General features: G+C 67.0%; 26 protein-coding genes. 7 read left to right on the plus strand and 19 right to left on the minus strand.

What is annotated here, in order from left to right; translation table 11 throughout:
- Positions 1–230: 230 nt before the first annotated feature.
- The gene (locus ACAM54_RS20210; protein ID WP_015866881.1) at positions 231–644 is read left to right on the plus strand and encodes a response regulator; all 414 of its coding nucleotides are present in this window, start codon (positions 231–233) and stop codon (positions 642–644) included.
- Between the two features lie 28 nt (positions 645–672).
- On the opposite strand, the gene ACAM54_RS20215 is transcribed toward ACAM54_RS20210, so the two are convergent.
- Entirely contained in the window at positions 673–1305 is a 633-nt protein-coding gene (locus ACAM54_RS20215) for a response regulator transcription factor (protein ID WP_007837167.1), read from the minus strand.
- Positions 1306–1436: 131 nt separating this feature from the next.
- Here ACAM54_RS20215 and ACAM54_RS20220 point away from each other — a divergent pair, with 131 nt between their 5' ends.
- The 6 genes from ACAM54_RS20220 to ACAM54_RS20245 all read left to right on the plus strand — a co-directional run bounded on the left by ACAM54_RS20220 (position 1437) and on the right by ACAM54_RS20245 (position 5014).
- Entirely contained in the window at positions 1437–2756 is a 1320-nt protein-coding gene (locus ACAM54_RS20220; protein WP_145745730.1) for a CHASE3 domain-containing protein, read from the plus strand.
- Between the two features lie 192 nt (positions 2757–2948).
- Complete coding sequence (locus ACAM54_RS20225) at positions 2949–3113, plus strand: DUF1328 domain-containing protein (protein WP_015866884.1); 165 nt, start codon at positions 2949–2951, stop codon at positions 3111–3113.
- Positions 3114–3167: 54 nt separating this feature from the next.
- A complete protein-coding gene (locus tag ACAM54_RS20230; protein ID WP_124956642.1) occupies positions 3168–3542 on the plus strand; it encodes a hypothetical protein in 375 nt (124 codons plus the stop codon).
- 47 nt (positions 3543–3589) lie between these two features.
- A complete protein-coding gene (locus ACAM54_RS20235) occupies positions 3590–3973 on the plus strand; it encodes a phage holin family protein (RefSeq protein ID WP_145745664.1) in 384 nt (127 codons plus the stop codon).
- Positions 3960–4457, plus strand: coding sequence for a hypothetical protein (locus ACAM54_RS20240; protein WP_369648761.1), 498 nt, complete (start codon positions 3960–3962; stop codon positions 4455–4457). The genes ACAM54_RS20235 and ACAM54_RS20240 overlap by 14 nt, the downstream gene beginning before the upstream one ends.
- Positions 4454–5014, plus strand: coding sequence for a bacterioferritin (locus ACAM54_RS20245; RefSeq protein WP_369648762.1), 561 nt, complete (start codon positions 4454–4456; stop codon positions 5012–5014). The genes ACAM54_RS20240 and ACAM54_RS20245 overlap by 4 nt, the downstream gene beginning before the upstream one ends.
- 93 nt (positions 5015–5107) lie before the next feature.
- Here ACAM54_RS20245 and ACAM54_RS20250 read toward each other — a convergent pair whose 3' ends face one another.
- From ACAM54_RS20250 to ACAM54_RS20335, 18 genes are all read right to left on the minus strand, one after another.
- A complete protein-coding gene (locus ACAM54_RS20250) occupies positions 5108–5608 on the minus strand; it encodes a BON domain-containing protein (RefSeq protein ID WP_145745667.1) in 501 nt (166 codons plus the stop codon).
- Positions 5609–5739: 131 nt separating this feature from the next.
- Positions 5740–6573 (minus strand): DUF429 domain-containing protein, encoded by an 834-nt coding sequence (locus ACAM54_RS20255; protein ID WP_369648763.1) that lies wholly within the window; start codon positions 6571–6573, stop codon positions 5740–5742.
- A 2-nt stretch (positions 6574–6575) separates the two neighbouring features.
- Complete coding sequence (locus ACAM54_RS20260; protein WP_369648764.1) at positions 6576–7457, minus strand: EamA family transporter; 882 nt, start codon at positions 7455–7457, stop codon at positions 6576–6578.
- Positions 7458–7473: 16 nt separating this feature from the next.
- A complete protein-coding gene (locus ACAM54_RS20265; RefSeq protein WP_369648765.1) occupies positions 7474–7896 on the minus strand; it encodes a BLUF domain-containing protein in 423 nt (140 codons plus the stop codon).
- A 2-nt stretch (positions 7897–7898) separates the two neighbouring features.
- Positions 7899–8630: a GTP cyclohydrolase I gene (gene folE, locus ACAM54_RS20270; RefSeq protein WP_015866893.1), complete on the minus strand. Its 732-nt coding sequence runs from the start codon at positions 8628–8630 to the stop codon at positions 7899–7901.
- Positions 8631–8694: 64 nt separating this feature from the next.
- Positions 8695–9447 (minus strand): endonuclease/exonuclease/phosphatase family protein, encoded by a 753-nt coding sequence (locus tag ACAM54_RS20275; RefSeq protein ID WP_369648766.1) that lies wholly within the window; start codon positions 9445–9447, stop codon positions 8695–8697.
- Complete coding sequence (gene nudB, locus ACAM54_RS20280; protein ID WP_145745673.1) at positions 9444–9917, minus strand: dihydroneopterin triphosphate diphosphatase; 474 nt, start codon at positions 9915–9917, stop codon at positions 9444–9446. The genes ACAM54_RS20275 and nudB overlap by 4 nt, the downstream gene beginning before the upstream one ends.
- 7 nt (positions 9918–9924) lie before the next feature.
- Positions 9925–11730, minus strand: a complete 1806-nt coding sequence (gene aspS, locus ACAM54_RS20285) for an aspartate--tRNA ligase (protein ID WP_369648767.1) — start codon at positions 11728–11730, stop codon at positions 9925–9927.
- Between the two features lie 33 nt (positions 11731–11763).
- Positions 11764–12384: a DUF502 domain-containing protein gene (locus tag ACAM54_RS20290; protein WP_145745675.1), complete on the minus strand. Its 621-nt coding sequence runs from the start codon at positions 12382–12384 to the stop codon at positions 11764–11766.
- Positions 12385–12394: 10 nt separating this feature from the next.
- Positions 12395–12733, minus strand: coding sequence for an FmdB family zinc ribbon protein (locus ACAM54_RS20295; RefSeq protein WP_369648768.1), 339 nt, complete (start codon positions 12731–12733; stop codon positions 12395–12397).
- 93 nt (positions 12734–12826) lie between these two features.
- On the minus strand, positions 12827–14266 hold the full coding sequence (locus tag ACAM54_RS20300) for a sodium:solute symporter family protein (protein ID WP_369648769.1): 1440 nt from the start codon (positions 14264–14266) through the stop codon (positions 12827–12829).
- A 12-nt stretch (positions 14267–14278) separates the two neighbouring features.
- Entirely contained in the window at positions 14279–15844 is a 1566-nt protein-coding gene (gene ubiB, locus ACAM54_RS20305) for a ubiquinone biosynthesis regulatory protein kinase UbiB (RefSeq protein ID WP_145745678.1), read from the minus strand.
- Positions 15841–16413: an SCP2 domain-containing protein gene (locus ACAM54_RS20310; protein ID WP_192322519.1), complete on the minus strand. Its 573-nt coding sequence runs from the start codon at positions 16411–16413 to the stop codon at positions 15841–15843. The genes ubiB and ACAM54_RS20310 overlap by 4 nt, the downstream gene beginning before the upstream one ends.
- 48 nt (positions 16414–16461) lie before the next feature.
- Entirely contained in the window at positions 16462–17472 is a 1011-nt protein-coding gene (locus tag ACAM54_RS20315) for a Tim44 domain-containing protein (RefSeq protein WP_369648770.1), read from the minus strand.
- Positions 17473–17506: 34 nt separating this feature from the next.
- Complete coding sequence (gene ubiE / locus ACAM54_RS20320; protein ID WP_124956674.1) at positions 17507–18238, minus strand: bifunctional demethylmenaquinone methyltransferase/2-methoxy-6-polyprenyl-1,4-benzoquinol methylase UbiE; 732 nt, start codon at positions 18236–18238, stop codon at positions 17507–17509.
- A gap of 155 nt (positions 18239–18393) precedes the next feature.
- Entirely contained in the window at positions 18394–18807 is a 414-nt protein-coding gene (locus ACAM54_RS20325; RefSeq protein ID WP_209537204.1) for a gamma-butyrobetaine hydroxylase-like domain-containing protein, read from the minus strand.
- The gene (locus ACAM54_RS20330; protein WP_309927293.1) at positions 18807–19244 is read right to left on the minus strand and encodes an HIT family protein; all 438 of its coding nucleotides are present in this window, start codon (positions 19242–19244) and stop codon (positions 18807–18809) included. The genes ACAM54_RS20325 and ACAM54_RS20330 overlap by 1 nt, the downstream gene beginning before the upstream one ends.
- Complete coding sequence (locus ACAM54_RS20335) at positions 19241–23149, minus strand: DUF3683 domain-containing protein (protein WP_369648771.1); 3909 nt, start codon at positions 23147–23149, stop codon at positions 19241–19243. The genes ACAM54_RS20330 and ACAM54_RS20335 overlap by 4 nt, the downstream gene beginning before the upstream one ends.
- Positions 23150–23288 lie beyond the last annotated feature (139 nt).

The following is a 23288-nucleotide window of genomic DNA, read 5'->3' on the forward strand; positions in this document are numbered from 1 at the left end:
AGCTGGATATATCCGCCGCGCCGCATCGCGGGTCGGCAATGGACCGCAGAAACCGTGAGGCATTGCCTACGGAACGGCCTCGCCGGCCCTCTCGTCAGAACGCGCCTACAACACCCTTCCCCCGAAACTTGCATGATGCTCGTTGGCGGCGCCACAAATTTCCGGTGTGCAGGCATTCGCCAGCGGGGCGTCGAAGACACCTGCCAACGTCAGAGGAAGCGCGGTTCGGCATGGAGACAAGACTGCAGACCTACATCGTCGAAGACAACCTCACGATCCGTGAAAACCTCATTGGCACCCTGGAAGAACTTACCTGCACGACGGTGGTCGGCTTTGCCGAAACCGAAGCCCACGCGAGGCAGTGGCTGCACGATCACAGCGAGGAGTGGGACCTGGCGGTGGTCGACCTCTTTCTCAAGCAAGGCAGCGGCCTGGGCGTGCTCCAGGCCTGCACCTCGCGCCGGGCGAACCAGAAGGTGGTGGTGCTCAGCAACTATGCAACGCCCGACATCCGGCGGCGCTGCGCCGAGTTCGGCGTGGATGCGGTGTTCGACAAGTCGAACGAGATCGACGCGCTGGTCGACTTCTGCATCCTGGAGGCAGTGGCTCACCGCCCCACCAGTGGCACCGGCGGCACCGGCTGAAGAAAAAGCCGGAAGCCGGAAGCCGCCGTCAATCGATCAGCTTGTTCTTCAGCGCGTAGTAGGTGAGGTCGCTGTTGGAGGACAGGTTCATCTTCTCCATCAGGCGCGTGCGGTAGGTGCTGACGGTCTTCACCGACAGCGAGAGCGTCTTGGCGATGTCGCCCGCGGTCTCGCCCTTGGCAAGCTTCAGGAACACCTGGAACTCCCGCTCCGACAGCTGCTCGTGCGGCGCTGCGTCGTCCTTGCGGTCGAGCTGGCGTGCCAGCAGTTCCGCCACAGCCGGCGTGATGTAGCGGCGGCCCAGCGAGATGGTGCGAATGGCGTTGACGATCTCGATCGGATCGCACTCCTTGTTGAGGTAGCCGCTCGCACCCTGGCGGATGAGATTCATCGCGTAGTGCTCTTCAGGGTAGCCGCTCAGGATGAGGATGCCCACGTCCGGCGCCTTGGCGCGGATCATGGCGAGCGCGTCGATGCCGCTCTGCCCCGGCATGGAAAGGTCCATCACCAGCACGTCGAGCTCCGTGGTGCGCACGAGCTCGATGGCCTCTCGCCCGCTGGCGGCTTCGCCGGCCACGCGCAAATCGACGTGTTCGGAGAAGAACTGCCTCAGGCCAGATCTGACGATGGCGTGGTCGTCCACAATTCCAATTTTGATCATCTGTTACTTTCTTCGTTGTGCCGCGCCTGCGCAAGCCGCAGCATGCCGGTCCCCTGGTTGTTGTCGATTATTCACGAACTTGTGTTGAAAGCACCCTCGAAAGTTTCATGCATTGGCTAGCCCCTCCAAAAATGGCCGTGAGCCTGCTGCTCGCGGCGCTGGCCGCGCTGGCCCTCGTCGGCATCAACGAGGCCGGCTACCGCCAGTCGAGCCGCGCCCTGGCAGACATCGACGCGGCGCTGAAGGTGCGCGGTACGCTCAACCAGATCCTGCAGAACATGCTCGATGCCGAAACCGGTCAGCGAGGCTACCTCCTGACCGGCGAAGCCAGCTACCGGCAACCCTACGACACGGCGGTCAAACAGGTCGACGGCCACCTTGCGGCACTGCGCCAACTGTACGCCGAACGCCCGGCCGAGCGCACGCGGCTGGCGGAGCTTTCGAAGCACGTGCTGCGCAAGATCGCTGAAATGGACATGAGCGTGCGGCTGCGGCAGGACGGCAAGGACGAGGCCTGGAAATTCGTCATCACGACGGACGTGGGGCGCGAGGAAATGGATTCCATTCGCAAGGCCGCCGGCGAACTGGCGGAGATCAGCAACCAGACCCTGCACCAGAGCCAGATCCAGGTGATGAAGTCGCTGCGGCTCGCGCGCATCGGCACCGCCATCGTCGCGCTTGCCGCGTTCCTGGCCTTCTTCCTGTACCTGCGGCAGGCGCACGCGCTGCGCACCATCGGAGAGCGCCAGCAGGAAACACTGCAGCGCGAGCGCAATGCGCTCGAAGACGAAGTGCGCGAACGCACCGCATCGCTGGCCGAACTGGCCACGCACCTGCAGGACGTGCGCGAAACCGAGCGCGGCTATCTCGCGCGGGAGCTGCACGACGAACTCGGTTCGCTGCTGACCGCCGCCAAGCTGGACGTGGCCCGCCTGAAGTCGCGGCTGCTGGAGGCGCCCGACGCCACCCAGCGGCTGCAGCACCTGACCGAGCTGCTCAACAGCGGCATCGCGCTCAAGCGCCGCATCATCGAGGACCTGCGGCCATCGTCTCTGTCGAACCTCGGGCTGGTCGCCTCGCTCGAGATCCTCGGACGCGAGTTCGCCGAACGCTCGGGCATCCAGGTCCAGATGGTGCTCGAACCGGTGGCCATGGACGAATCGCGCCAGCTCACGATCTACCGCATGGTGCAGGAGAGCCTGACCAACATCGGCAAGTACGCCGAGGCCAGCGAAGCGACGATCGTCCTGAAGAATTACGAGAACCACGCAGTGGTGGAAGTGGCCGACAACGGCAAGGGCTTCGACCCCCAGCGCCTGCGCCCCTCGACGCATGGCCTGGCCGGCATGCGCCACCGGGTCGAGGCGGCCCGGGGCAAGCTCACGATCTCGTCGACGCCGGGCCGCGGAACCCGCGTGAGCGCCATGCTGCCCATTGCGAAGCCGCTCTGAGCGCTCGCCGGCATCCCCTTCGGCATTTCTGCACGGATCGGCGCGCAAGGAACTCGGCCATCTCCTACGCTCCCCGCGCCCAGCCGCTGACAGCCCCTCGCAGGGGGGGCCACTTAAGGTTGCCCACGTGCCGTTCATTTCCTCTTGGACGCGCAATTTCCAAACAACGAGCGAAGCCTCGAAGGAGTCCACATGTTGTATTACGCAGTGGTGTTTCTGGTCATCGCACTGATCGCCGCCGTGTTCGGCTTCGGCGGCATTGCAGCCAGCGCGGTAGGGATCGCCAAGATCCTTTTCGTGATCTTCGCCGTGCTTGCCATCGCCAGTTTCCTGGCCGGCTTGCTACGACGCAAGTAGCGTAGGTACGATCCACAGGCTCCCGCAATTCATCTCCCCGGAAAGGAAAAATTCATGAACACGACCAAGACTCCCTCGCAAATTGCCGACGAGGCCCGCCAGACCGCCAACGATGCGGTGGAAACGACCCGGGCCTATGCACAGAACGCGGTGAATGCGGCCGGCGAGAAGGTCCGCGAATTGCGCCGCGACGCGGAACCCGCGGTCGAACAACTGGCCGCACGCGTACAGCAGGCCGTGCAGCGTGGCCTCGACGCCGCCTCCACCACCAGCGCGCGCGCACAGCGCCGGCTGGAGCAGGCGGCTGACGTGACCGGACGCTATATCTCCGACCAGCCCGTGCGCTCGGTGCTGATTGCGGCCGCAGCCGGCGCCGCGATCACCGCCCTCATCGTGCTGGCCAGCCGCAACCGCCGGGACGACTACTGATTTGATCCGCTGAAGGCACGCACGCAGTTCCACCCGTTCCGCGCACCATGCTTCATCCGATTTTTTCCACGGTGCTCGGGCATCCGGAACTCATCGCCGACCACGCCGCCAACTACGCGGCACTGGTAAGACAGGAGGCCTCGGAAGCGGGGCGCGGGATCGTTGCCCGCATCGTGGCCGGCGTGCTGGCCGTCGGCAGCGCCCTGCTGGCCCTCGGGCTCATCGGCGTGGCCGTGCTGATGGGCGTGCTCCACGGCAGCTTCCACTGGGTGCTGGTGGCGGTGCCCGGCGTTGCGCTGGTGATCGCCGCCATTTGCGCCTGGATGGCGGCCCGGCCGTTCCCCGGCTATGGATTCGACGATCTGCGCGCCCAGGTCGATGCCGACCTGAGGGCGCTGCACGAAGCCGGAGTTCGCCATGGACGGCAATGAGCGCAGCTTCCTGACGCCGCAGGAGCGGCTGGCCATCTCGCGCCGTGCGCTCGTCAGGCAGTTGAATGGCGAGGATGAGCCTGAGGATGGTGGCGGTCGCGGCAGGCGCCGCGCGGCGCAGGAACGTCCGGAAGAAATGCACGCCGCCGACGAAACGGCGGACCACCGGCGAGCTTCGTCGGCGCGCGGGCGCAATCAATGGGTGTCGATGGCCCGCAGCATGACCGAGCGCTGGTGGCGCCGCCATCCGGCCCATGCTGTGGGCCAGCTCGCCCGCCCTCTGCTCGAACACTATGCCCGCAAGGAGCCTGCCAAGCTCATGGCGCTGGCGGCTGCCACGGGGGCGGTGCTCGTGCTGACCAAGCCGTGGCGCCTGCTCTCCTTCACGGCGGTGCTGGCGGCTGTGCTCAAGACATCGGACGTGGCTGACGTCGTCAACACGTTGATGCAGAAAAACACCAGCCCACGAAAGGATTCTCCATGAATGCCAATGCTTCCCCCGCCACGGGTGCGCCACAACATCAGCGCCTGGTGCTCGACGAGCAGGCCATCGGCGCCGCCGCCAGGAGCCTCGACGAAGGCGCGGTCACACCGAGCTACGGCCCCTGGCGCGACGATGTACTCAAGCTGCTGAACGACGCGCTGGCCACCGAACTGGTTTGCGTGCTGCGCTACAAGCGCCACTACTTCACGGCCAACGGCGTGTCGTCGCCCAAGATCGCCGAGGAATTCCTGGTACATGCCAATGCGGAGTCGGCCCATGCCGACCGCATTGCGGAACGCATCGTCCAGCTGGGCGGGGAGCCGGACTTCGCGCCGACGCACCTGCTCGAGCGCAGCCACGCGAGCTACGACGAATCCACCGACCTGCAGGCCATGGTGCGCGCCAATCTCGTGGCCGAGCGCATCACCGTCGAAACGTACCGGCAGATGATCGCGCTGATCGGCGACAAGGATCCGACCACCCGGCGCATGCTGGAAGACATTCTTTCCGACGAGGAAGAGCACGCGGACGAACTCAAGGACTGGCTCGGCCACTGAGCACGATCTCCGGGGGGCCGAATGCAGCCCTCTCTCTCTTGCCCAGCAAAAAAGCCCGGACGAACCGGGCTTTTTTGCTGGGCAAGGGAACGGTCAGCTTCTGACCTCGAGCTGGTTGTTCACCGAGGTCACGCCCTGCACCCCCTTGGCGATTTCCTCGGCCCTCGCCTTGGCGGCTGCCGTGGGTGCGGGCCCCTTCAGGTTCACGACGCCACCCTTGGTGTCGACGTCGATCTTGATCGCGCTCAGGTCCGGGTCCTTGGCGAGGCCTGCGGACACCGACGCGGTGATCGCGGCATCGTCCACCGTGGCACTCACGGCCGCGCCGGCGTTCTTTGCCGCGTCCTTCACCTCGGCGGCGGTGCCGGAGGCGTCGATCTTCGCCTTCGCGTCCTTCAGGGCTTCCGCGGTCTTGGCGGCGGCCGTGTCAGCCGCCTTCTCGGTCTTTTCGATGGCACTGTCCAGCTTCTCGCCCGCGGTGCGGTTGCCCGCGTTGTCGCATGCGGCAAGGGTCAGCGCGGTACCGGCCAGCAGCACGGCGAGCCATGCGCGCGAAGACGGCATGGCGATGGTTGTTCGACGAATATTGTTCATTTGGAATCCTCCAGTCGCTCGCAGGGAGCAGGAAAGGGCGTGGTCCGAAGGGACCGCCCACGGCCCACTCTAGCTTTCGGATCGAGCCGGCAAGGATGGCCGGCGGCGCGAAACCCTGTAGGACGGAAGGGTCAAGCCGTGACGATCCAGCCTTCGAGCGGATCGAACTGCTCCGGCAAGCCGTAGCCCGGGCCGGGCGTGGAAGCGCGCTGCGCGCCCCAGGCGGCCTGCACGAGGCAAAGCACCGCATCGATGTGGTCGCCGCGGGCGTCGCCGAGCAGCTCGGTGACTTGGGTGCCACTGAGCGCCAGCCGCAGGCCGAGCCGCGTGGCGCCGCCTTCGAGCGCCGCGAGCAGGTCGGTGCGTGCAGCCAGCCGCTCGGGCGTCTGCTTCGCGAGCTCATCGCTCTTGTAGCTGCGGCGGCCGATCAGCTCGCGCGCGAGCAGCCCCGGATAGGCCTCGAGCGCAACGCGGCTGCCGTTGCTGCCGACGTGCAGCCCCGGCAGGCTCGCGCCTGCATCCAGCAGCGGCGGCACGCCCGCATGGAGCATGAAAGCCACGGGCGGATTGACCCATTTCATCGACGTGCTCGAACCCGCGGGTCCGTCGGTCGCCCGGTGCGCAAACTTGCCGCCGGCCGGGCGGGCGGCGCAGAAGGCCGCGAAGGTGGCGCGGATCTCGGCGCGGCCCAGGCCCGCGTAGTGGCTCATGAGCGCTTTCCATTCGCGCGGCCAATGCAGATGCTCCACCAGCTCGCGCGGAAGCCCGAACGGAAAATCGAAGCCGCCGATCCATGCGGGTTCGCTGCGCAGCCATGCGGCCCAGGCATCGAGCGCCGCGAAACGCCGCAGGTCCGCCAGCACCAGCTCGCCCGCATCGCCGATGCTGCCGCTGGCCACGACGATCGGCTTGCGCGCCGTCGGTGCGCAGGAGAAATCGCAGCCGAACAGCAGCGCCGCGCTCATCGTCACCCCAGCGCGAGTGCCACCACGCCAGCCGCGATGAAGCCGGCGCCCAGCAGCCGCAGCAGGCGGTCGCCCTCGCGCAGCAGATGGCCGCCGATCAGCGCGGCGAACAGCATCGAGACCTCGCGCGCCGGCGCAACATGCGAAATGGGCGCCTGCTGCACCGCGTAGAGCACGAGCACGTAGGAGACCGGGCTGATCGCCGCCACCAGCAGTGCGTACTTCCACTGCGCGCGCCACATCCGCGCGGTAGCGGCGCGGTCGTGCAGCGCCGCGGGCAGCAGCAGCCCCACGCGCACGAAATTGCTGAAGTAGTCGAGCAGGATCGGCGACATCGCCAGGAACTTCACGGCATAGCTGTCGGCCACCGTGTAGGCCGCAATGAAGGCGCCGGTCAGCACGCCGTAGCGGAGGCCCTTGTGCACCCGCGCGCGCTGGGCAGGGTCATGCGTCTTGCGCCAGAGGCCCGGCCCGCCCGCCACCAGGAACACGCCGAGCACTACGCCCAAGATGCCCGCCACACCCACCAGGCTGATGCGCTCGCCAAGGAACAGGATGGCCACCAGCGACGACAGCAGCGGGCCCGAGCCGCGAGCCAGCGGATAGACCACCGTGAGGTCGGACTTGCGGTAGCCGCGCAGCAGGATGACGTAGTAGAAGACGTGCAGCACGCCGCTCACTGCGACGAAGCCCCACTCCCGCAAGCCCCAGCCCGGCACCACGCGCCAGCCCAGTGCAATGCCCACGGGCGCCCAGACGATGGCCATGAACACGCCGCTCTGGAAGGCGAAGCGCGCATCGCCGTTCGCCTTCTTGGCGGCGATGTTCCAGCTGGCATGGACGATCCCGGCAAGCAGGATCAGCGCAAAGGCGGAAAGCGGCACCCCGGAAAAACGGGGTTCAGTGGCGCCCGACGATGGCCGCGGTGGCCATCAGCTCCTCGAGCAATGCCAGCGAGACCTTGCCCGACACTGCGTAAGGATTGAGCTCGGGCTTTTCCGAATACTTGAGCAGCGTCGAGGCATTGAGCTTCGAGAGGTTGACCTGCCCCATGGTCCAGCCGCCGAAGCGGCGCTCGGAGATTTCCTCGTAGTGCAGCAGCACCACGTCCTTGTGGCGCGCATCGCGCTGGATATGGCCGTAAAGCTCGCTGATGGCCGTGCGCCCGCCCTCGATGGCCTGCAGGAAGGTGCCCGCGCCGTAGCAAAGAATGCCGGTGATGCCGCAGGCCGTGTTGTGCGAACGCGATTGCGCGAGGATGGCTTCGACGGCCTCGGGGCTCGTATCGACGGCGCGGCTGGCGTAAAGAAGGCGGACCAGCATGTTCAGCTCCTTCTCGGCAAGAGGGAAAGGAATTCGCGGCGCAGGCTCGGATCCTTCAGGAACACGCCGCGCATGACGGAGTTGATCATCTTGCTGTCCATTTCCTTCACGCCGCGCCAGGCCATGCAGAAATGCTCGGCTTCCATCACGAGCGCAAGACCGTCGGGCTGCGTCTTTTCCTGGATCAGGTCGGCCAGCTGCACCACGGCTTCTTCCTGGATCTGGGGCCGGCCCATGACCCATTCGGCCAGGCGCGCGTACTTCGACAGGCCGATGACGTTGGTGTGCTCGTTGGGCATGATGCCGATCCACAGCTTGCCGATGATCGGGCAGAAGTGGTGCGAGCAGGCGCTGCGCACGGTGATCGGGCCGACGATCATCAGCTCGTTCAGGTGCTCGGCGTTCGGGAATTCGGTGAGCGAGGGCGGCGCCACGTAGCGGCCCTTGAACACTTCGTTCAGGTACATCTTGGCCACGCGGCGCGCGGTGTTGCCGGTGTTGTGGTCGTTCTCGAGGTCGATCACCAGGCTTTCGAGCACGCCCTTCATCTTGACCTCGACCTCGTCGAGCAGCGACTCGAGCTCGCCGGGTTCGATGAACTCGGCAATGTTGTCGTTGGCATTGAAGCGCCTGCGCGCGGCCGTCAGGCGCTCGCGGATCTTCACCGAGACGGGCGTGCCCTCGTCGTCGTTGTTGCCGTCAGGGCGCGGTTCCACGTCGGTTTTCCTCAGCATCCGCGCATGGTATCAGCGAACGCATTCCGGCCGGGGCCGGCGGGGAACACCGCGCCGGCCCCGTTCATGCCAGCGCAAAATCGGCCACCAGCGGCAGGTGGTCGGACATCCGCGCCCAGATCGGGCCGCGCGGCACCGAGCAGGCCACCGGCTCGAGCTGGCGCCCGTAGACGAAATCGAGCTGCGCCACCGGCAGGCGCGAAGGGTAAGTGAGGGTTCGCGGCCCGCGCAGATCGCTGGTGTCGCGCAGGCCCATCGCGTTCATGGCATAGCGCATGCGCGCGCCCCAGTCGTTGAAGTCGCCCGCGACGACCACCGCCTCGCCGGGCGGCACTTCGCGGTCGATGAATTCGCGCAGCCGCGCCACCTGCCGCACGCGGCTGCCCTTGATGAGCCCCAGGTGCACCACGATGGCATGCACCGGCCGCCCCTCCACCTCGATGACGACGTGCAGCAGGCCGCGCTGCTCGAAGCGGTGGTCGGAAATGTCCTGGTGGCCGGTGCGGATCACCGGCCAGCGGGTGAGCAACGCATTGCCGTGCTCGCCGTGGCGCGTGATGGCGTTGGTCTCGTAGACGGCGGTGTAGCCCTCGGGCGCGAGGAAGTCGGCCTGCGGAAGCTCGGGCCAGCGCTCGAAGCGAAGCGCGGCCTGCCGGTTCATCTTGCGCACCTCCTGCAGGCAGACGATGTCGGCATCGAGCTGCTCGATGGCATGCCCCAGGTTGTGGATCTCCAGGCGCCGGGCCAGCCCGATGCCCTGCACACCCTTGTGGATGTTGTAGGTGGCCACCCGGAGGTTGTATGCCGGCAGGTTCATCGCACAAATTCTGGCAGCAACAGAATGGCTTCGGCGTTCGACGGGGAAAAACACGCATCGGCCGCCTCGCGGTAGGGCAGCCACTTCCAGTGGGTGTGCTCGCGCGGCGCCAGCGTGGGCACCACGCGCTCGGGCACGCACAGCCCGAACAGGTGCTCGGTGTTGTGCGTCACGCCGGGCGCATAGCGCGAGCGCCAGCGCGGATAGATCTCGTAGACGTTGCGCAGCCGCCAGTCGACCAGCTGCGATGCGAGCGGGCTGCCCTCCCCGCACTGGATGCCGGTTTCCTCGGCCACCTCGCGCGCGGCGGTGAGCGCCAGCGGCTCGTCGGCCAGGTCCTTGCTGCCGGTGACCGACTGCCAGAAGTCCTCGGCGTCGGCGCGGCGGATCAGCAGCACATCGAGCGCCCGCGTATGGATGACGACCAGCACCGACTCCGGAATCTTCCAGGGCCGGGCGCTGGCGGTCATGGGCGCATCAGGCGGGTTGCTGGACGTTGCGCAGCCGGATGTGCAGCTCGCGCAGCTGCTTCTCGTCGACCGGGCTCGGCGCCTGCGTGAGCAGGTCCTGCGCGCGCTGGGTCTTGGGGAAGGCGATCACGTCGCGGATCGACTCGGCACCGGTCATGAGCATGACCAGGCGGTCCAGGCCGATGGCGATGCCGCCGTGCGGCGGCGCGCCGTACTGCAGCGCGTCGAGCAGGAAGCCGAACTTGAGCTGCGCGTCCTCGGCACTGATCTTGAGCGCGCGGAACACCTTGCTCTGCACTTCCTCGCGGTGGATACGCACCGAGCCGCCGCCCATCTCGATGCCGTTGAGCACCATGTCGTAGGCCTTGGCGATGCACTTCTCGGGAGCCGTGTCCATGAGGTCTTCATGGCCGTCCTTCGGTGCGGTGAACGGATGGTGCACGGCGCTCCAGCGCTGGCCTTCCTCGTCGAACTCGAACATCGGGAAGTCCACCACCCACAGCGGTGCCCAGCGGTCGTCGAACAGGCCGGCCTTCTTGCCGAAGGCGCTGTGGCCGATCTTCACGCGCAGCGCGCCGATCGCGTCGTTGACGATCTTTTCCTTGTCGGCGCCGAAGAACAGGATGTCGCCGTTGCGCGCACCCGTGCGGGCGATGATCTCGGCCAGCGAGGCGTCGTCGAGGTTCTTGACGATCGGGCTCTGCAGGCCTTCGCGGCCGGCCGCGGCGTCGTTGACCTTGATGTAGGCCAGGCCCTTGGCGCCGTAGATCTTGACGAACTCCTGGTAGGCGTCGATCTCGCCGCGCGAAAGGCCGCCCTCGGCGCCGCCGCCCGGCACGCGCAGTGCGACCACGCGGCCGCCCTTCATGGTGGCCGCGTTCGAGAACACCTTGAACTCGACGCGCTTCATGAGCTCGGTGAGCTCGGTGAACTCGAGCTTCACGCGCAGGTCGGGCTTGTCCGAGCCGTACTTGAACATTGCGTCGCCGTAGGTCATGGTCGGGAACACCGGCAGGTCGATGCCCGCGGCGTTGCGGAACACGTTGCGGATCATGCCCTCGAACATCTCGCGGATCTCTTCCTCGGCGAGGAACGAGGTCTCGATGTCGATCTGCGTGAATTCGGGCTGGCGGTCGGCGCGCAGGTCTTCGTCGCGGAAGCACTTCACGATCTGGTAGTAGCGGTCGTAGCCGGCCACCATCAGCAATTGCTTGAAGAGCTGGGGCGACTGCGGCAGCGCGAAGAAGCTGCCGTCGTGCACGCGGCTGGGCACCAGGTAGTCGCGCGCGCCTTCGGGCGTGGACTTGCCGAGCATCGGGGTCTCGATGTCGATGAAGCCGTTGGCGTCGAGGAACTTGCGCGTTTCCATCGTCACCTTGTAGCGCAGCATCATGTTGCGCTGCATGGCCGGGCGCCGCAGGTCGAGCACGCGGTGCGTGAGGCGCGTGGTTTCGGACAGGTTGTCGTCGTCCAGCAGGAACGGCGGCGTGACCGAGGGGTTCAGCACCTTGAGCTCATGGCACAGCACTTCGATCTTGCCGCTCTTGAGGTGGTCGTTGGTGGTGCCTTCGGGGCGCGAACGCACCAGGCCGGTGACCTGCACGCAGAACTCGTTGCGCAGGTTCTCGGCCACGGCGAAGGTGGCGGCGCGGTCGGGGTCGCACACCACCTGCACGTAGCCTTCGCGGTCGCGCACGTCGATGAAGATCACGCCGCCATGGTCGCGGCGGCGGTTGACCCAGCCGCACAGGGTGACGGTTTGGCCCATCAGGGCTTCGGTCACGAGACCGCAATAGTGAGTACGCATGGCCATATCTTGGATTCCGGCGCCGCGGGGGCGCGTTTTTTACTTGTTCGCGAGGGAGGACGGGCCGCCGGGGACGACCACCCCCATCGAGACGATGTACTTGAGCGCTTCATCCACGCTCATCTTGAGTTCGATGCAGTCGCTGCGCCTGAGCATCACGAAATAGCCGCCCGTGGGATTGGGCGTGGTCGGCACGTAGACGCTGAGGTAGTCGCCACCGCCCAGGTGCTCGACCACGTCGCCGCCGGGCATGCCGGTCACGAAGGCGATGGTCCAGACTCCCTCGCGGGGCCACTGCACCAGCACCGCGGTGCGGAAGGCGTTGCCATTCTCGGAGAACAGCGTGTCGGACACCTGCTTGACGCTGGAGTAGATCGAGCGCACGACCGGGATGCGCCGCACCACGGCGTCGCCCCATCCGAGCAGGCGCTTGCCCACGAAATTGCTCGCAATGGCGCCCACGCCCAGCAGGATGGCCAGCGTGAGCAGCACGCCGAGCCCGCGCACGTTGTTGTCGTACAGCCACTTCTGCCAGACCGAAGGCAGCACCCAGAGCGTCTGGTCCAGCGTGTCGATGATCCACTTCAGCACCGCCAGGGTGATGAACAGCGGAACGATCACCAGCAAGCCGGAGAACAGCCATTTGCGCAGGGCGAGCATGGATGGCTTCTCAGTCGCTCTTGGCGGCGGCAACCGGCGCGGGGGCCGGGCTGGGGGCGGGGGCGGCGGCGGGCGCTGGGCTGGAAGCTTCCGCGGTGCTGGCGGCCGGAGCGGCGGCGGCGTCGCCGTTCTTGGCCGCGGTTGCAGGCTCGGCCTTCTTGCCGCCGCCATCGCGGAAATCGGTCACGTACCAGCCGGAACCCTTGAGCTGGAAACCGGCGGCGGTGACTTGCTTCTCGAATGCACTTGCGCCGCACGCCGGACACACCGTGAGGGGTGCATCGGACATTTTCTGCAGGGCGTCCTTGGCGAAGCCGCAGGCGCTGCACTTGTAGGCGTAGATGGGCATGGAATTGAGTGAAAAAGCGGCGCAAAAATGACGCAGGGACCGCTCGCAAAGCCCTCGATTATAAGGGCGCCCCCGCGCTTCGGGGGGGACGCCCTAGACAGCCAGCATCCGGTGCGGCGTGCGGGTGTTGGCGACCCATTGGGGCGCCAGCGATCCGGCCACCAGGCCGGCAAAGGAGGCCAGCACGCCGGCCAGCTGGGCCGGGAATTCGCGGCCCCAGGGCATGGCCAGGAACAGCAGCCAGGTGCCGATGCCCAGCACAATGGAGGCCAGCGCGCCCTGCGTGGTGGCGCGGCGCCAGTAGAGCCCGCACACCAGCGGCACGAAGGCGCCGACCAGCGGCACCTGGTAGGCGCCCGACACCAGTTCGTAGATGGGGGTGCCCTGCATGCGGATGGCATAGGCCAGCACGGCCGCACTGAAGACCAGCACCGTGACGCGCATGGTCATGAGGTTCTGGCGGTCGGTGCCCGCGGGCCGGAACTGGCGCCAGATGTTCTCGGTGAATGTGACGCTCGGCGCGAGCAGCGTGGCCGAGGCGGTCGACTTGATGGCCGACAGCAGCGCGCCGAAGAACAGCACCTGCATCACGAAGGGCATTTTCTCGAGCACCAGCGTGGGCAGCACCTTCTGCGGATCTTCCTTCAGCAGCGCGGCGGTCTGCTCCGGCATGATCAGCAGCGCGCTCGCCACCAGGAACATCGGCACGAAGGCGAACAGGATGTAGGCCACGCCGCCGATCACCGGACCGCGGGTGGCGGCCTTGACGCTGTTGGCCGACATCACGCGCTGGAACACGTCCTGCTGCGGAATGGAGCCCAGCATCATCGTGATGGCCGCGGCAAAGAAGAACACCATGTCGTGCCAGCTGGGCTCGGGCCAGAACTTGAAGAGCTCCTTGCTGACCGCGAAGGCCACCACCTTGTCGGCGCCGCCGGCCAGGTTGCCGGCAAACACCGCAATGCCGGCCAGCCCCGCGACGAGGATGATCATCTGGATGAAATCGGTCACCGCCACCGACCACATGCCGCCGAACAGCGTGTAGGCCAGGATCGAGACCACGCCGATCACCATGCCCGCGGGGATGGAGATGGCGCCGGCCGAAAGCACGTTGAACACCAGCCCCAGCGCCGTGACCTGCGCCGACACCCAGCCCAGGTAGCTCAGCATGATGATGAGCGAACAGGCCACCTCGACGCCGCGGCCGTAGCGCTCGCGGTAGTAGTCGCTGATGGTCAGGAGCGTCATGCGGTAGAGCTTGCCCGCGAAGAACAGGCCCACCAGGATCAGGCAGGTGCCGGCGCCGAACGGGTCTTCGATGACCCCGTTCAGGCCGCCTTCGATGAACTTGGCCGGAATGCCGAGCACCGTTTCGGAGCCGAACCAGGTCGCGAAGGTGGTCGTCACGATCATGTAGAGCGGCAGGTGCCGCCCGGCGATGGCGAAGTCGGTGGTGTTCTTCACCCGCTTGGCGGCGTACAGGCCGATCGCGATGGTGACCAGCAGATAAACGACAACCAGCGTCAGCAGCACGGGGACACTCCTCTAGAACAATTTCACGCGCACCAGCACTTGCATGGCGAGCAACCCCAATACAAATCCTATGCCACCGTAGATGATGGTCTGCAGCAGCCGGTTGGTGCGCTTCTGGGCGGCCAGCAGTTCCAGCAGCTCGCGGCGGTGGTCGGCGGGCCGATTTTCCAGGAAATCGTGCAGCAGGCGCGGCAATTGGGGCAGCAGTTTTGCATAGCGCGGCGCTTCGGCCTTGAGCTGCTGGAACAGCTTCTTCGGTCCGATCTGGTCGACCATCCACTTCTCGAGGAAGGGCTTGGCGGTGTGCCAGAGGTCGAGTTCGGGGTCGAGCTGGCGGCCCAGGCCCTCGATGTTGAGCAGGGTCTTCTGCAGCAGCACCAGCTGCGGCTGGATCTCGACGTGGAAGCGGCGCGAGGTCTGGAACAGGCGCATCAGCACCATGCCGAGCGAGATCTCCTTCAGCGGCCGGTCGAAGTACGGCTCGCAGACGGTGCGGATCGCGCCTTCGAGCTCGTCGATGCGCGTGCCTTCGGGCACCCAGCCGCTCTCCAGGTGCAGCTCGGCCACGCGCTTGTAGTCGCGCCGGAAGAAGGCCACGAAGTTCTGCGCCAGGTATTCCTTGTCCGACTCGGTCAGCGTGCCGATGATGCCGAAGTCGAGCGAGATGTAGCGCCCGAAGGTTTCCGGCGCCAGGCTCACCTGGATGTTGCCCGGGTGCATGTCGGCGTGGAAGAAGCCGTCGCGGAACACCTGGGTGAAGAAGATCGTGACGCCGTCGCGCGCCAGCTTGGGAATGTCGACGCCGGCCGCGCGCAGGCGGTCGAGCTGGGCGATGGGCACGCCGTCCATGCGCTCCATCACGATCACCTCGGGATGGCAGAAGTCCCAGAACATCTCGGGAATCAGCACCAAGTCGAGCTCGGCCATGTTGCGGCGCAGCTGGGCCGCGTTGGCCGCCTCACGCACCAGGTCGAGTTCGTCGTGCAGGTACTTGTCGAACTCACCGACCACCTCGCGCGGCTTCAGGCGCTTGCCGTCGGGCGAGAGCTTCTCGACCCAGCCGGCCATCATGGCCATGAGCGCCAGGTCTTTCTCGATCACGCCGCGCATGCTGGGGCGCAGCACCTTCACCGCGACCTCGCGCACCTCGCCCTCGTCGGTGCGGATGGTCGCAAAGTGGACCTGGGCGATCGAGGCGCTGGCAATCGGCGTCTCGTCGAACTGCACGAACACGTCCCCCACCGGGCGTCGGAATGCGCGCTCGATGGTCGCGATGGCCACCGACGAGGGGAACGGCGGCACGCGGTCCTGCAGGAAGGCGAGCTCGTCGGCGATGTCGGGCGGCAGCAGGTCGCGCCGCGTCGACAGCACCTGGCCGAACTTGACGAAGATCGGGCCCAGGCGCTCGAGCGCCTCGCGCAGGCGCTGGCCGCGCGGTGCGTCGAGGTTGCGGCCGATGGAGACGACGCGCGCCACCACGCGCAGCCAGGGTTTCTGGAAGCTCGTGAGCACGAGCTCGTCCAGGCCGTAGCGCAGCGCGACCCAGACGATGAAGATTCCGCGGTAGAAGCGCCTCATTCGGCCGTGCTCGCCGAGCCGGTCGACGGACCGCCGGACTGCCCGGGCCTGCGGCCGCCAACGAACTGGCGCAGCGCGTCCACGACCCGGCGCGCGCCGTTGGCAATGGTGTGCGCCGGCACGTCGCCCACGAGGCGGGCGAGGTCGTCCTCGACGTCCCAGCGCACGTGGTCCACCAGCCAGTTGACCTCGGCGGCAAGCTGCACGTCGCCGATGATCTGTACCGAAGGCTTGCCGCCGCGCAGCGTGGCGCGGGCCAGTTCGAAGGGGGATTCGTCCGTGACGGTGAGCGTGAGCTCGGGCACCGAGCCGGCGGGCGCGAGGTCGAGCAGGCCGGCCGGCGTGGCCACCATCTCCATCGTCACGAAGCGCCACTGGAAGCGCACCACCCGCCCCTGCTGCCTGAGCAGCCGCTGCTGGGCCTCGGGTTCCTGCTGCAGCACATGGTTCAGGAACAGCACCGCGCGGTGCTGGATCTCGTGCACCGCCCAGGCGGGCGGCTGCAGACGCTCGCCGATGCGATTGAACAGCTCGTCGAGAAAAGAAAATGGGGACGATGGTGTGGCCATGTCCCCATTATCGGTTCTGCAGGCGGCCCCGCGGCCGCCCGAATGTGCTTACTGCAGGGCCTGGACGCCCGCCACCAGCCAGCCGCTGGTGCCGCTGGTGGGCTTGGTCATGTTCCAGACTTCGCGGAACGGACCCGGGCCGGCCGAGGCATCTTCGCGGATCATGCCGGAGAACTCCACGCTCGCGAGGTAGGCATCGGCCAGTTCCTCGATGCCGAGCAGCTTGGCGTCGAGCATGACGACCTCGGTCTTGTTCGAGGCGCCGCCGGTGTGGCTTGCACGGTCGGCCAGCTGGCTGCGGATTTCCTCGACCATGTCGTCGGTCATCATGGAGCGCAGCATGCCGACGTCGGCGCGGTCCCATGCGTCCTGCAGCGTCACGAAGTTGCGCTTGGCGGCGCTCAGGAAGCCGTCCACGTCGAAGCCGGCCGGAATGCCCCACGACTGCGAGCCCGAGAGCGCCGAGCCGATCATGCTGCCGCCGGCCGCCGCGCCTGCCGCGGACAGGCTGCTGCCATGCGCGGAGCCGGCGTCGAAGGCGGCCGTGTTGCGCTCCCAGGGCCGCGCCGAAGCGTCGTTGCCGACGTTGGCGGGGCTGTACTGCGCGGGCGCGCTGGCGTTTGCCGGGTTGCCGGCGCCTTCGAACGCGAAGCCGCCCGGGCGACCGGCGCCCGACGATGCGGCCGAGCGGGCCTTGAACATGCGCCAGACGAACAGCCCGGCCATCACGAGCAGGCCGATCAAGAGGATGTTCGCAAAGCCGGCGCCAAGGCCCAGCGAATTCGCGAGCCACGCGAGGCCCAGGCCGGCGGCGAGGCCACCGAGCATGGCGCCCCAGGGGCGCTTGGGCGCTGCGGCGGCGGGCGCCGGCGTTGCGGGCTTCGGCGCCGCATTGGCCGCGCTTTGCTGCGCGGGTGCGGTGGGCGCTGCGGATTCGCGCTGCGTCACGTTGGACGACTGGCGGCCGAACGACTTGCCGCCGCCGATGCGAGCTGCGTCTGCCTGAACGCTGACCAGGGCCAGCACGCAAGCCAGGAACAAAGAACTCAAACTTTTCATGTCGTCTCCTCTTTCGAGCGAAGAATTCGCCTCATCAACATTTGATTCCAACATGAAGGGCCACCACGCCCCCCGTCATGTTGTGATAGTCCACATGCCCGAAACCGCCCTCTTTCATGAGGGTCTTGAGTTCATCCTGCGCGGGATGCATTCGGATCGATTCGGCCAGGTAGCGGTAGCTCGCGTCGTCGCCGGCCACCAGCTTGCCCAGGCGCGGCAGCACGTTGAACGAATACCAGTCGTAGGCCTTGGCCAGCGGCTTGGCGACCTTCGAGAACTCGAGCACCAGCAGCTTGCCGCGCGGCTTGAGCACGCGGTTCATTTCCTTCAGCGCCACGTCCTTGTGCGTCATGTTGCGCAGGCCGAAGGCCACGGTCACGACGTCGAAGTGGTTGTCGGGGAACGGCAGCTTCTCGGCGTCGCACACCAGCGTGGGGAGCGCCACGCCGGCATCGAGCAGGCGGTCGCGGCCGGTGCGCAGCATGGCTTCGTTGATGTCGGTGTGCACCACCTGGCCGCTGGCGCCCACCTTCTTCGAGAAGGCCAGCGCGAGGTCGCCGGTGCCGCCTGCGATGTCGAGCACGCGCGAGCCCTCGCCCACGTTGGCCACCATCACGGTGTAGGCCTTCCAGGCGCGGTGCAGCCCCATCGACATCAGGTCGTTCATGAGGTCGTAACGCGTCGCGACGGAATCGAAGACGCCGCGCACACGTTGCGCTTTCTCGCTTTCGTCGACTTTCTCGAAGCCGAAGTGGGTGGTGCTCATTGGTCTGATATTAGGCCGGAAGCACACAGCTCAAGAAGGCGACCCTGCGGCGACGGCGGACATTTGTTGCTTTTTCTTGAAATCGCGGGCCGCGGCAAGGCGCGCCGCGCCTGCGTGCGGGGCTATTTTTTCAGGAGCGGACGGGGTCTGGCGGGTCAGTGGCTGCCGCAGGCGGAGCCGCCCTTGTCGATCATCGGCGCATCGCGGTCGACGCCCGCGGCGGCGAGCCGGCGCTCGTATTCGGCCCAGAGCGCAACCTGGTTGGCGCCGAGTTCGTACAGCAGGTTCCACGAGAAGATGCCGGTGTCGTGGCCGTCGCTGAAGACCGGCTGCACGGCGTAGTTGCCGACTGGCTTCAGGTCGACCAGCTCGACCTCGCGCTTGCCGGTCTGCAGCACTTCCTGGCCCGGGCCGTGGCCCTGCACCTCGGCCGACGGCGAATAGATGCGCATCAACTCGAACGGAATGCGGAAGGTCGCACCGTCCGAGAAGCCGACCTCGAGCACGCGCGACTGGCCGTGCACGGTGATCGATTGCGGCGTCGGTGCGCCGGCTTGCAAACCTGCCATCAGAAGCTCCTTGTGCCCAAGCGGGCCATCATCGCACTCTCGAGCGCGGGCAGGCGCGCAGCCACGTCGGCCTGCCGGGCCGCGTCGGCTTCGCGCTGCACCGGCGCCCACACGGAGCCCGGAAAATGCGTGTCGTCCACAAAGCGCGCGATCACGTGCCAATGCAGGTGCGGCACCATGTTGCCGAGCGCGGCAAGGTTGATCTTGGCCGGCGACAGATGCTCGCGCAGGCACTGCTCGACCACCGTCACCGCCTCCATGCACAGCACGCGGTCGGCCGCGTCGAGGTCGGAAAACTCCGCCGCATGCGCGCGCCAGATCACGCGGTAGAAGGCCGGGAAGCCGGCCTCCTCGGCATGGATGACGCGAAGCTTCGCGCCCTCGAACACGATGCGGCCGCCCGGGCCTTCGCAGAAGGGACAGTTTTCTACCTTCATACCAATACCCGCTCGATCCCGCCCTGGTTGGCGGCGGCCACGTATTCGGGCATCCAGTCCTTGCCGAGGATCTTGTTGGCCATCTCGACCACGATGTAGTCGGCTTCGAGCAGCCCGTTGTTCAGGTCGTTGCCGTAGCGCGAGAGGCCCTGCAGGCAGCTCGGGCAGCTGGTCAGGATCTTGACGTTGTCCTTCTCGCCGACCTGGCCGTTCGCGCGCAAGGCGGCCTCGCCCTTCTTGAGTTCTTCTTCCTTGCGGAAGCGGATCTGCGTCGAGATGTCGGGCCGCGACACGCCCAGCGTGCCCGATTCGCCGCAGCAGCGGTCGTTCTTGAGCACGTTGTCGCCGACCAGCGCCTTCACGGTCTTCATCGGATCCTGCAGCTTCATCGGGCTGTGGCAGGGGTCGTGGTACAGGTAGCCACCGCCGCCTGCATCCGCCAGCGTGATGCCCTTTTCGAGCAGGTATTCGTGGATGTCGATGATGCGGCAGCCCGGGAAGATCTTGTCGAACTGGTAGCCCTGCAGCTGGTCGTAGCAGGTGCCGCAACTCACCACCACGGTCTTGATGTCGAGGTAGTTGAGCGTGTTGGCCACGCGGTGGAACAGCACGCGGTTGTCGGTGATCATCTTCTCGGCCTTGTCGAACTGGCCGCTGCCGCGCTGCGGATAGCCGCAGCACAGGTAGCCGGGCGGCAGCACCGTCTGCACGCCGGCATGCCAGAGCATGGCCTGCGTGGCGAGGCCCACCTGCGAGAAGAGGCGCTCCGAGCCGCAGCCCGGAAAGTAGAACACCGCTTCGGTCTCCGACGTGGTGGCCTTCGGGTCGCGGATGATCGGCACGTAGTCGGCATCCTCGATGTCGAGCAGCGCGCGCGCCGTCTGCTTCGGCAGGTTGCCCGGCATCTTCTTGTTGATGAAATGGATCACCTGCTCCTTGACCGGCGCCGGGCCGAGCGTGGCGGGCGGCGCGGCGGTCTGCTTCCTCGCGAGGCCGCGCAGCAGGTCGTTGGCCAGGCGCTGCGCCTTGAAGCCGATGCCCACCATGCCCGCGCGCACCGCCTTGATGGTCTGCGGGTTGGTGGCGTTGAGGAAGAACATCGCGGCCGCGTTGCCGGGACGGAAGCTCTTCTGCCCCATCTTGCGCAGCAGGTTGCGCATGTTCATCGACACGTCGCCGAAGTCGATCTTCACCGGGCAGGGCGTGAGGCACTTGTGGCACACGGTGCAGTGGTCGGCCACGTCCTCGAACTCTTCCCAGTGCTTGATGCTGATGCCGCGCCGGGTCTGCTCTTCATACAGGAAGGCCTCGACCAGCAGCGAGGTCGCGAGGATCTTGTTGCGCGGGCTGTACAGCAGGTTGGCGCGCGGCACGTGGGTGGCACACACCGGCTTGCACTTGCCGCATCGCAGGCAGTCCTTCACGCTGTCGGCAATGGCGCCGATGTCGCTCTGCTGCATGATGAGCGATTCGTGCCCCATGAGGCCGAAGCTCGGCGTATAGGCGTTGGTCAGGTCGGCATGCGGCAGCGCGGCTTCGCCGGCGGGCGCGCGCAGCAGCTTGCCCTTGTTGAAGCGGCCCTCGGGGTCGACGCGGCGCTTGTAGTCCATGAAGGGCGCAAGCTCTTCGTCGCTCAGGAATTCGAGCTTGGTGATGCCGATGCCGTGCTCGCCCGAGATCACGCCGTCGAGGCTGCGCGCCAGCGCCATGATGCGCACCACCGCGGCATGCGCGGTCTGCAGCATCTCGTAGTTGTCGCTGTTGACGGGGATGTTGGTGTGCACGTTGCCGTCGCCCGCGTGCATGTGCAGCGCCACCCAGACGCGGCCCTTGAGCACCTGCTGGTGGATGGCGGTGCATTCGGCCAGGATCGGCGTGAACTCGGCGCCACTGAAGATTTCCTGCAGCGGCTGGCGCAGCTGGGTCTTCCAGCTGGCGCGCAACGTATGGTCCTGCAGCTGCGGGAACAGCACATCGACGTCGCGCAGCCATTCGGCCCAGAGCGCGCGCACGCCCTGCACCAGCGCCACGGCCTGCGCCACGCGGTCTTCGAGCAGCTCGGCCGCCGGGATCTCGTGCGCGTCGTCGGTCTTGCCGAGCGGCAGGTTGCCGCGCAGCAGGAAGGCCTCGAGCGCGTCGGTGAGCGCGAGCTTGTTCTGCAGCGAGAGCTCGATGTTGATGCGCTCGATGCCGTCGCTGTACTCGGCCATGCGCGGCAGCGGAATGACCACGTCCTCGTTGATCTTGAAGGCGTTGGTGTGCTTGCTGATGGCCGCGGTGCGCTTGCGGTCGAGCCAGAATTTCTTGCGCGCCTCGGGGCTGATGGCGACGAAGCCTTCGCCGCTGCGCGAATTGGCGATGCGCACCACTTCGGAGGTGACGCGCGCCACCGCATCGGCGTCGTCGCCCGCGATGTCGCCGAACAGCACCATCTTGGGCAGGCCGCCGTGCTTCTTCGACTTGGTGGCGTAGCCCACGGCCTTCAGGTAGCGGTCGTCCAGGTGCTCGAGGCCGGCCAGCAGGACCGGCGAGTGAGCCGGTCCTTCCGAGTTCTCGCCGGAGCGCTTCTGCAGGGCGAACATGAAGTCCTTGATCTCGACGATGCTGGGCACCGCGTCCTTGGCGTTGCCGAAGAATTCGAGGCAGACAGTGCGGGTGTGCGCCGGCATGCGATGCACCACCCAGCGGCAGCTGGTGATGAGGCCGTCGCAGCCCTCTTTCTGGATGCCGGGCAGGCCCGAGAGGAACTTGTCGGTCACGTCCTTGCCGAGGCCTTCCTTGCGGAAGGTGCGGCCGGGGATCTCCAGTCGCTCGGTGCGCAGTTTCGTCCTGCCGTCGGCGGCGTAGTACTGCAGCTCGAACACGGCGCTCTCGGCGTCGTGGATCTTGCCGAGGTTGTGGCCGATGCGCGTGACCTCGAGCCATTCGGCCTGCGGCGTGACCATGCGCCACGAGGCCAGGTTGTCGAGCGCCGTGCCCCACAGCACGGCCTTCTTGCCGCCCGCGTTCATGGCCACGTTGCCGCCGACGCACGAGGCCTCGGCGGAGGTCGGGTCGACCGCGAACACGAAGCCCGCGCGCTCGGCGGCGTCGGCCACGCGCTGGGTGACGACGCCGGCCTCGGTCCAGATGGTGGGCACGGGGTTGCCGAGGCCGGGCAGCGAGACCAGCTCGACCTCGGTCATGGCCTCGAGCTTCTCGGTGTTGATGACCACGCTCTTCCAGGTGAGCGGAATGGCGCCGCCGGTGTAGCCGGTGCCGCCGCCGCGCGGGATGATGGTCAAGCCCAGCTCGATGCAGCCCTTGACCAAGAGCGCCATCTCGGCCTCGGTGTCGGGGCACAGCACCACGAAGGGGTATTCGACGCGCCAGTCGGTGGCGTCGGTGACGTGCGAGACGCGCGAGAGGCCGTCGAACTTGATGTTGTCCTTGGCCGTGAGGCGGCCCAGCACGCGCGTGGCCTTGCGGCGCAGGGCCGCCACGTCGCGGAAGGCGGTGTCGAAAGCCGCGACGGCCTGGCCGACGAGGCCCGTGAGTTCGCCCACGAGCTGGTCGCGCGGCAGGTCGCTGTCGGGCGTGCGGCGCTTCTGGACTTCGGCCAGGCGGTGCCGGAGCGCATCGACCAGCTGGCCGCGGCGGCGCGGATTGTCGAGCAGGTCGTCGACGAGGTAGGGGTTGCGCTGCACTACCCAGATGTCGCCGAGCACTTCGTACAGCATGCGCGCCGATCGGCCGGTGCGGCGCTCGGCGCGCAGGGTCTGGAGCAGTTCCCAGCCGCGCTCGCCCAACAGGCGGATCACGATCTCGCGATCGGAAAAGCTGGTGTAGTTATAGGGGATCTCGCGCAGTCGTACAGGCTCTGCGGCCTGCGACAACAGCGTGGTCAACGCGGTCGGAGCATTCATCGGGGGTGGCACCTCGGCCAGGCGCTGCGCGCCCATCTAGCCGGGGGTGGGATTTTAGGGCAGGGGGCGGGGTCTTGCCTCGGGCGGGTGGCGTTACCCTTTGGTTGGGCGCCCGGCAGGCGGTGCGGCGCAGCCGGCC

This window comes from Variovorax sp. V93 (genome assembly GCF_041154485.1).
GTDB lineage: Bacteria > Pseudomonadota > Gammaproteobacteria > Burkholderiales > Burkholderiaceae_C > Variovorax > Variovorax beijingensis_A.

Bases quoted from the DNA above. Each gene is read 5' to 3' on its own strand.
- ACAM54_RS20210 (WP_015866881.1), top strand. From the start codon at position 231: ATGGAGACAAGACTGCAGACCTACATCGTCGAAGACAACCTCACGATC.
- ACAM54_RS20215 (WP_007837167.1), bottom strand. From the start codon at position 1,305: ATGATCAAAATTGGAATTGTGGACGACCACGCCATCGTCAGATCTGGC.
- ACAM54_RS20220 (WP_145745730.1), top strand. From the start codon at position 1,437: ATGGCCGTGAGCCTGCTGCTCGCGGCGCTGGCCGCGCTGGCCCTCGTC.
- ACAM54_RS20225 (WP_015866884.1), top strand. From the start codon at position 2,949: ATGTTGTATTACGCAGTGGTGTTTCTGGTCATCGCACTGATCGCCGCC.
- ACAM54_RS20230 (WP_124956642.1), top strand. From the start codon at position 3,168: ATGAACACGACCAAGACTCCCTCGCAAATTGCCGACGAGGCCCGCCAG.
- ACAM54_RS20235 (WP_145745664.1), top strand. From the start codon at position 3,590: ATGCTTCATCCGATTTTTTCCACGGTGCTCGGGCATCCGGAACTCATC.
- ACAM54_RS20240 (WP_369648761.1), top strand. From the start codon at position 3,960: ATGGACGGCAATGAGCGCAGCTTCCTGACGCCGCAGGAGCGGCTGGCC.
- ACAM54_RS20245 (WP_369648762.1), top strand. From the start codon at position 4,454: ATGAATGCCAATGCTTCCCCCGCCACGGGTGCGCCACAACATCAGCGC.
- ACAM54_RS20250 (WP_145745667.1), bottom strand. From the start codon at position 5,608: ATGAACAATATTCGTCGAACAACCATCGCCATGCCGTCTTCGCGCGCA.
- ACAM54_RS20255 (WP_369648763.1), bottom strand. From the start codon at position 6,573: ATGAGCGCGGCGCTGCTGTTCGGCTGCGATTTCTCCTGCGCACCGACG.
- ACAM54_RS20265 (WP_369648765.1), bottom strand. From the start codon at position 7,896: ATGCTGGTCCGCCTTCTTTACGCCAGCCGCGCCGTCGATACGAGCCCC.
- folE (WP_015866893.1), bottom strand. From the start codon at position 8,630: ATGCTGAGGAAAACCGACGTGGAACCGCGCCCTGACGGCAACAACGAC.
- ACAM54_RS20275 (WP_369648766.1), bottom strand. From the start codon at position 9,447: ATGAACCTGCCGGCATACAACCTCCGGGTGGCCACCTACAACATCCAC.
- nudB (WP_145745673.1), bottom strand. From the start codon at position 9,917: ATGACCGCCAGCGCCCGGCCCTGGAAGATTCCGGAGTCGGTGCTGGTC.
- aspS (WP_369648767.1), bottom strand. From the start codon at position 11,730: ATGGCCATGCGTACTCACTATTGCGGTCTCGTGACCGAAGCCCTGATG.
- ACAM54_RS20290 (WP_145745675.1), bottom strand. From the start codon at position 12,384: ATGCTCGCCCTGCGCAAATGGCTGTTCTCCGGCTTGCTGGTGATCGTT.
- ACAM54_RS20295 (WP_369648768.1), bottom strand. From the start codon at position 12,733: ATGCCCATCTACGCCTACAAGTGCAGCGCCTGCGGCTTCGCCAAGGAC.
- ubiB (WP_145745678.1), bottom strand. From the start codon at position 15,844: ATGAGGCGCTTCTACCGCGGAATCTTCATCGTCTGGGTCGCGCTGCGC.
- ACAM54_RS20310 (WP_192322519.1), bottom strand. From the start codon at position 16,413: ATGGCCACACCATCGTCCCCATTTTCTTTTCTCGACGAGCTGTTCAAT.
- ACAM54_RS20315 (WP_369648770.1), bottom strand. From the start codon at position 17,472: ATGAAAAGTTTGAGTTCTTTGTTCCTGGCTTGCGTGCTGGCCCTGGTC.
- ubiE (WP_124956674.1), bottom strand. From the start codon at position 18,238: ATGAGCACCACCCACTTCGGCTTCGAGAAAGTCGACGAAAGCGAGAAA.
- ACAM54_RS20325 (WP_209537204.1), bottom strand. From the start codon at position 18,807: ATGGCAGGTTTGCAAGCCGGCGCACCGACGCCGCAATCGATCACCGTG.
- ACAM54_RS20330 (WP_309927293.1), bottom strand. From the start codon at position 19,244: ATGAAGGTAGAAAACTGTCCCTTCTGCGAAGGCCCGGGCGGCCGCATC.
- ACAM54_RS20335 (WP_369648771.1), bottom strand. From the start codon at position 23,149: ATGAATGCTCCGACCGCGTTGACCACGCTGTTGTCGCAGGCCGCAGAG.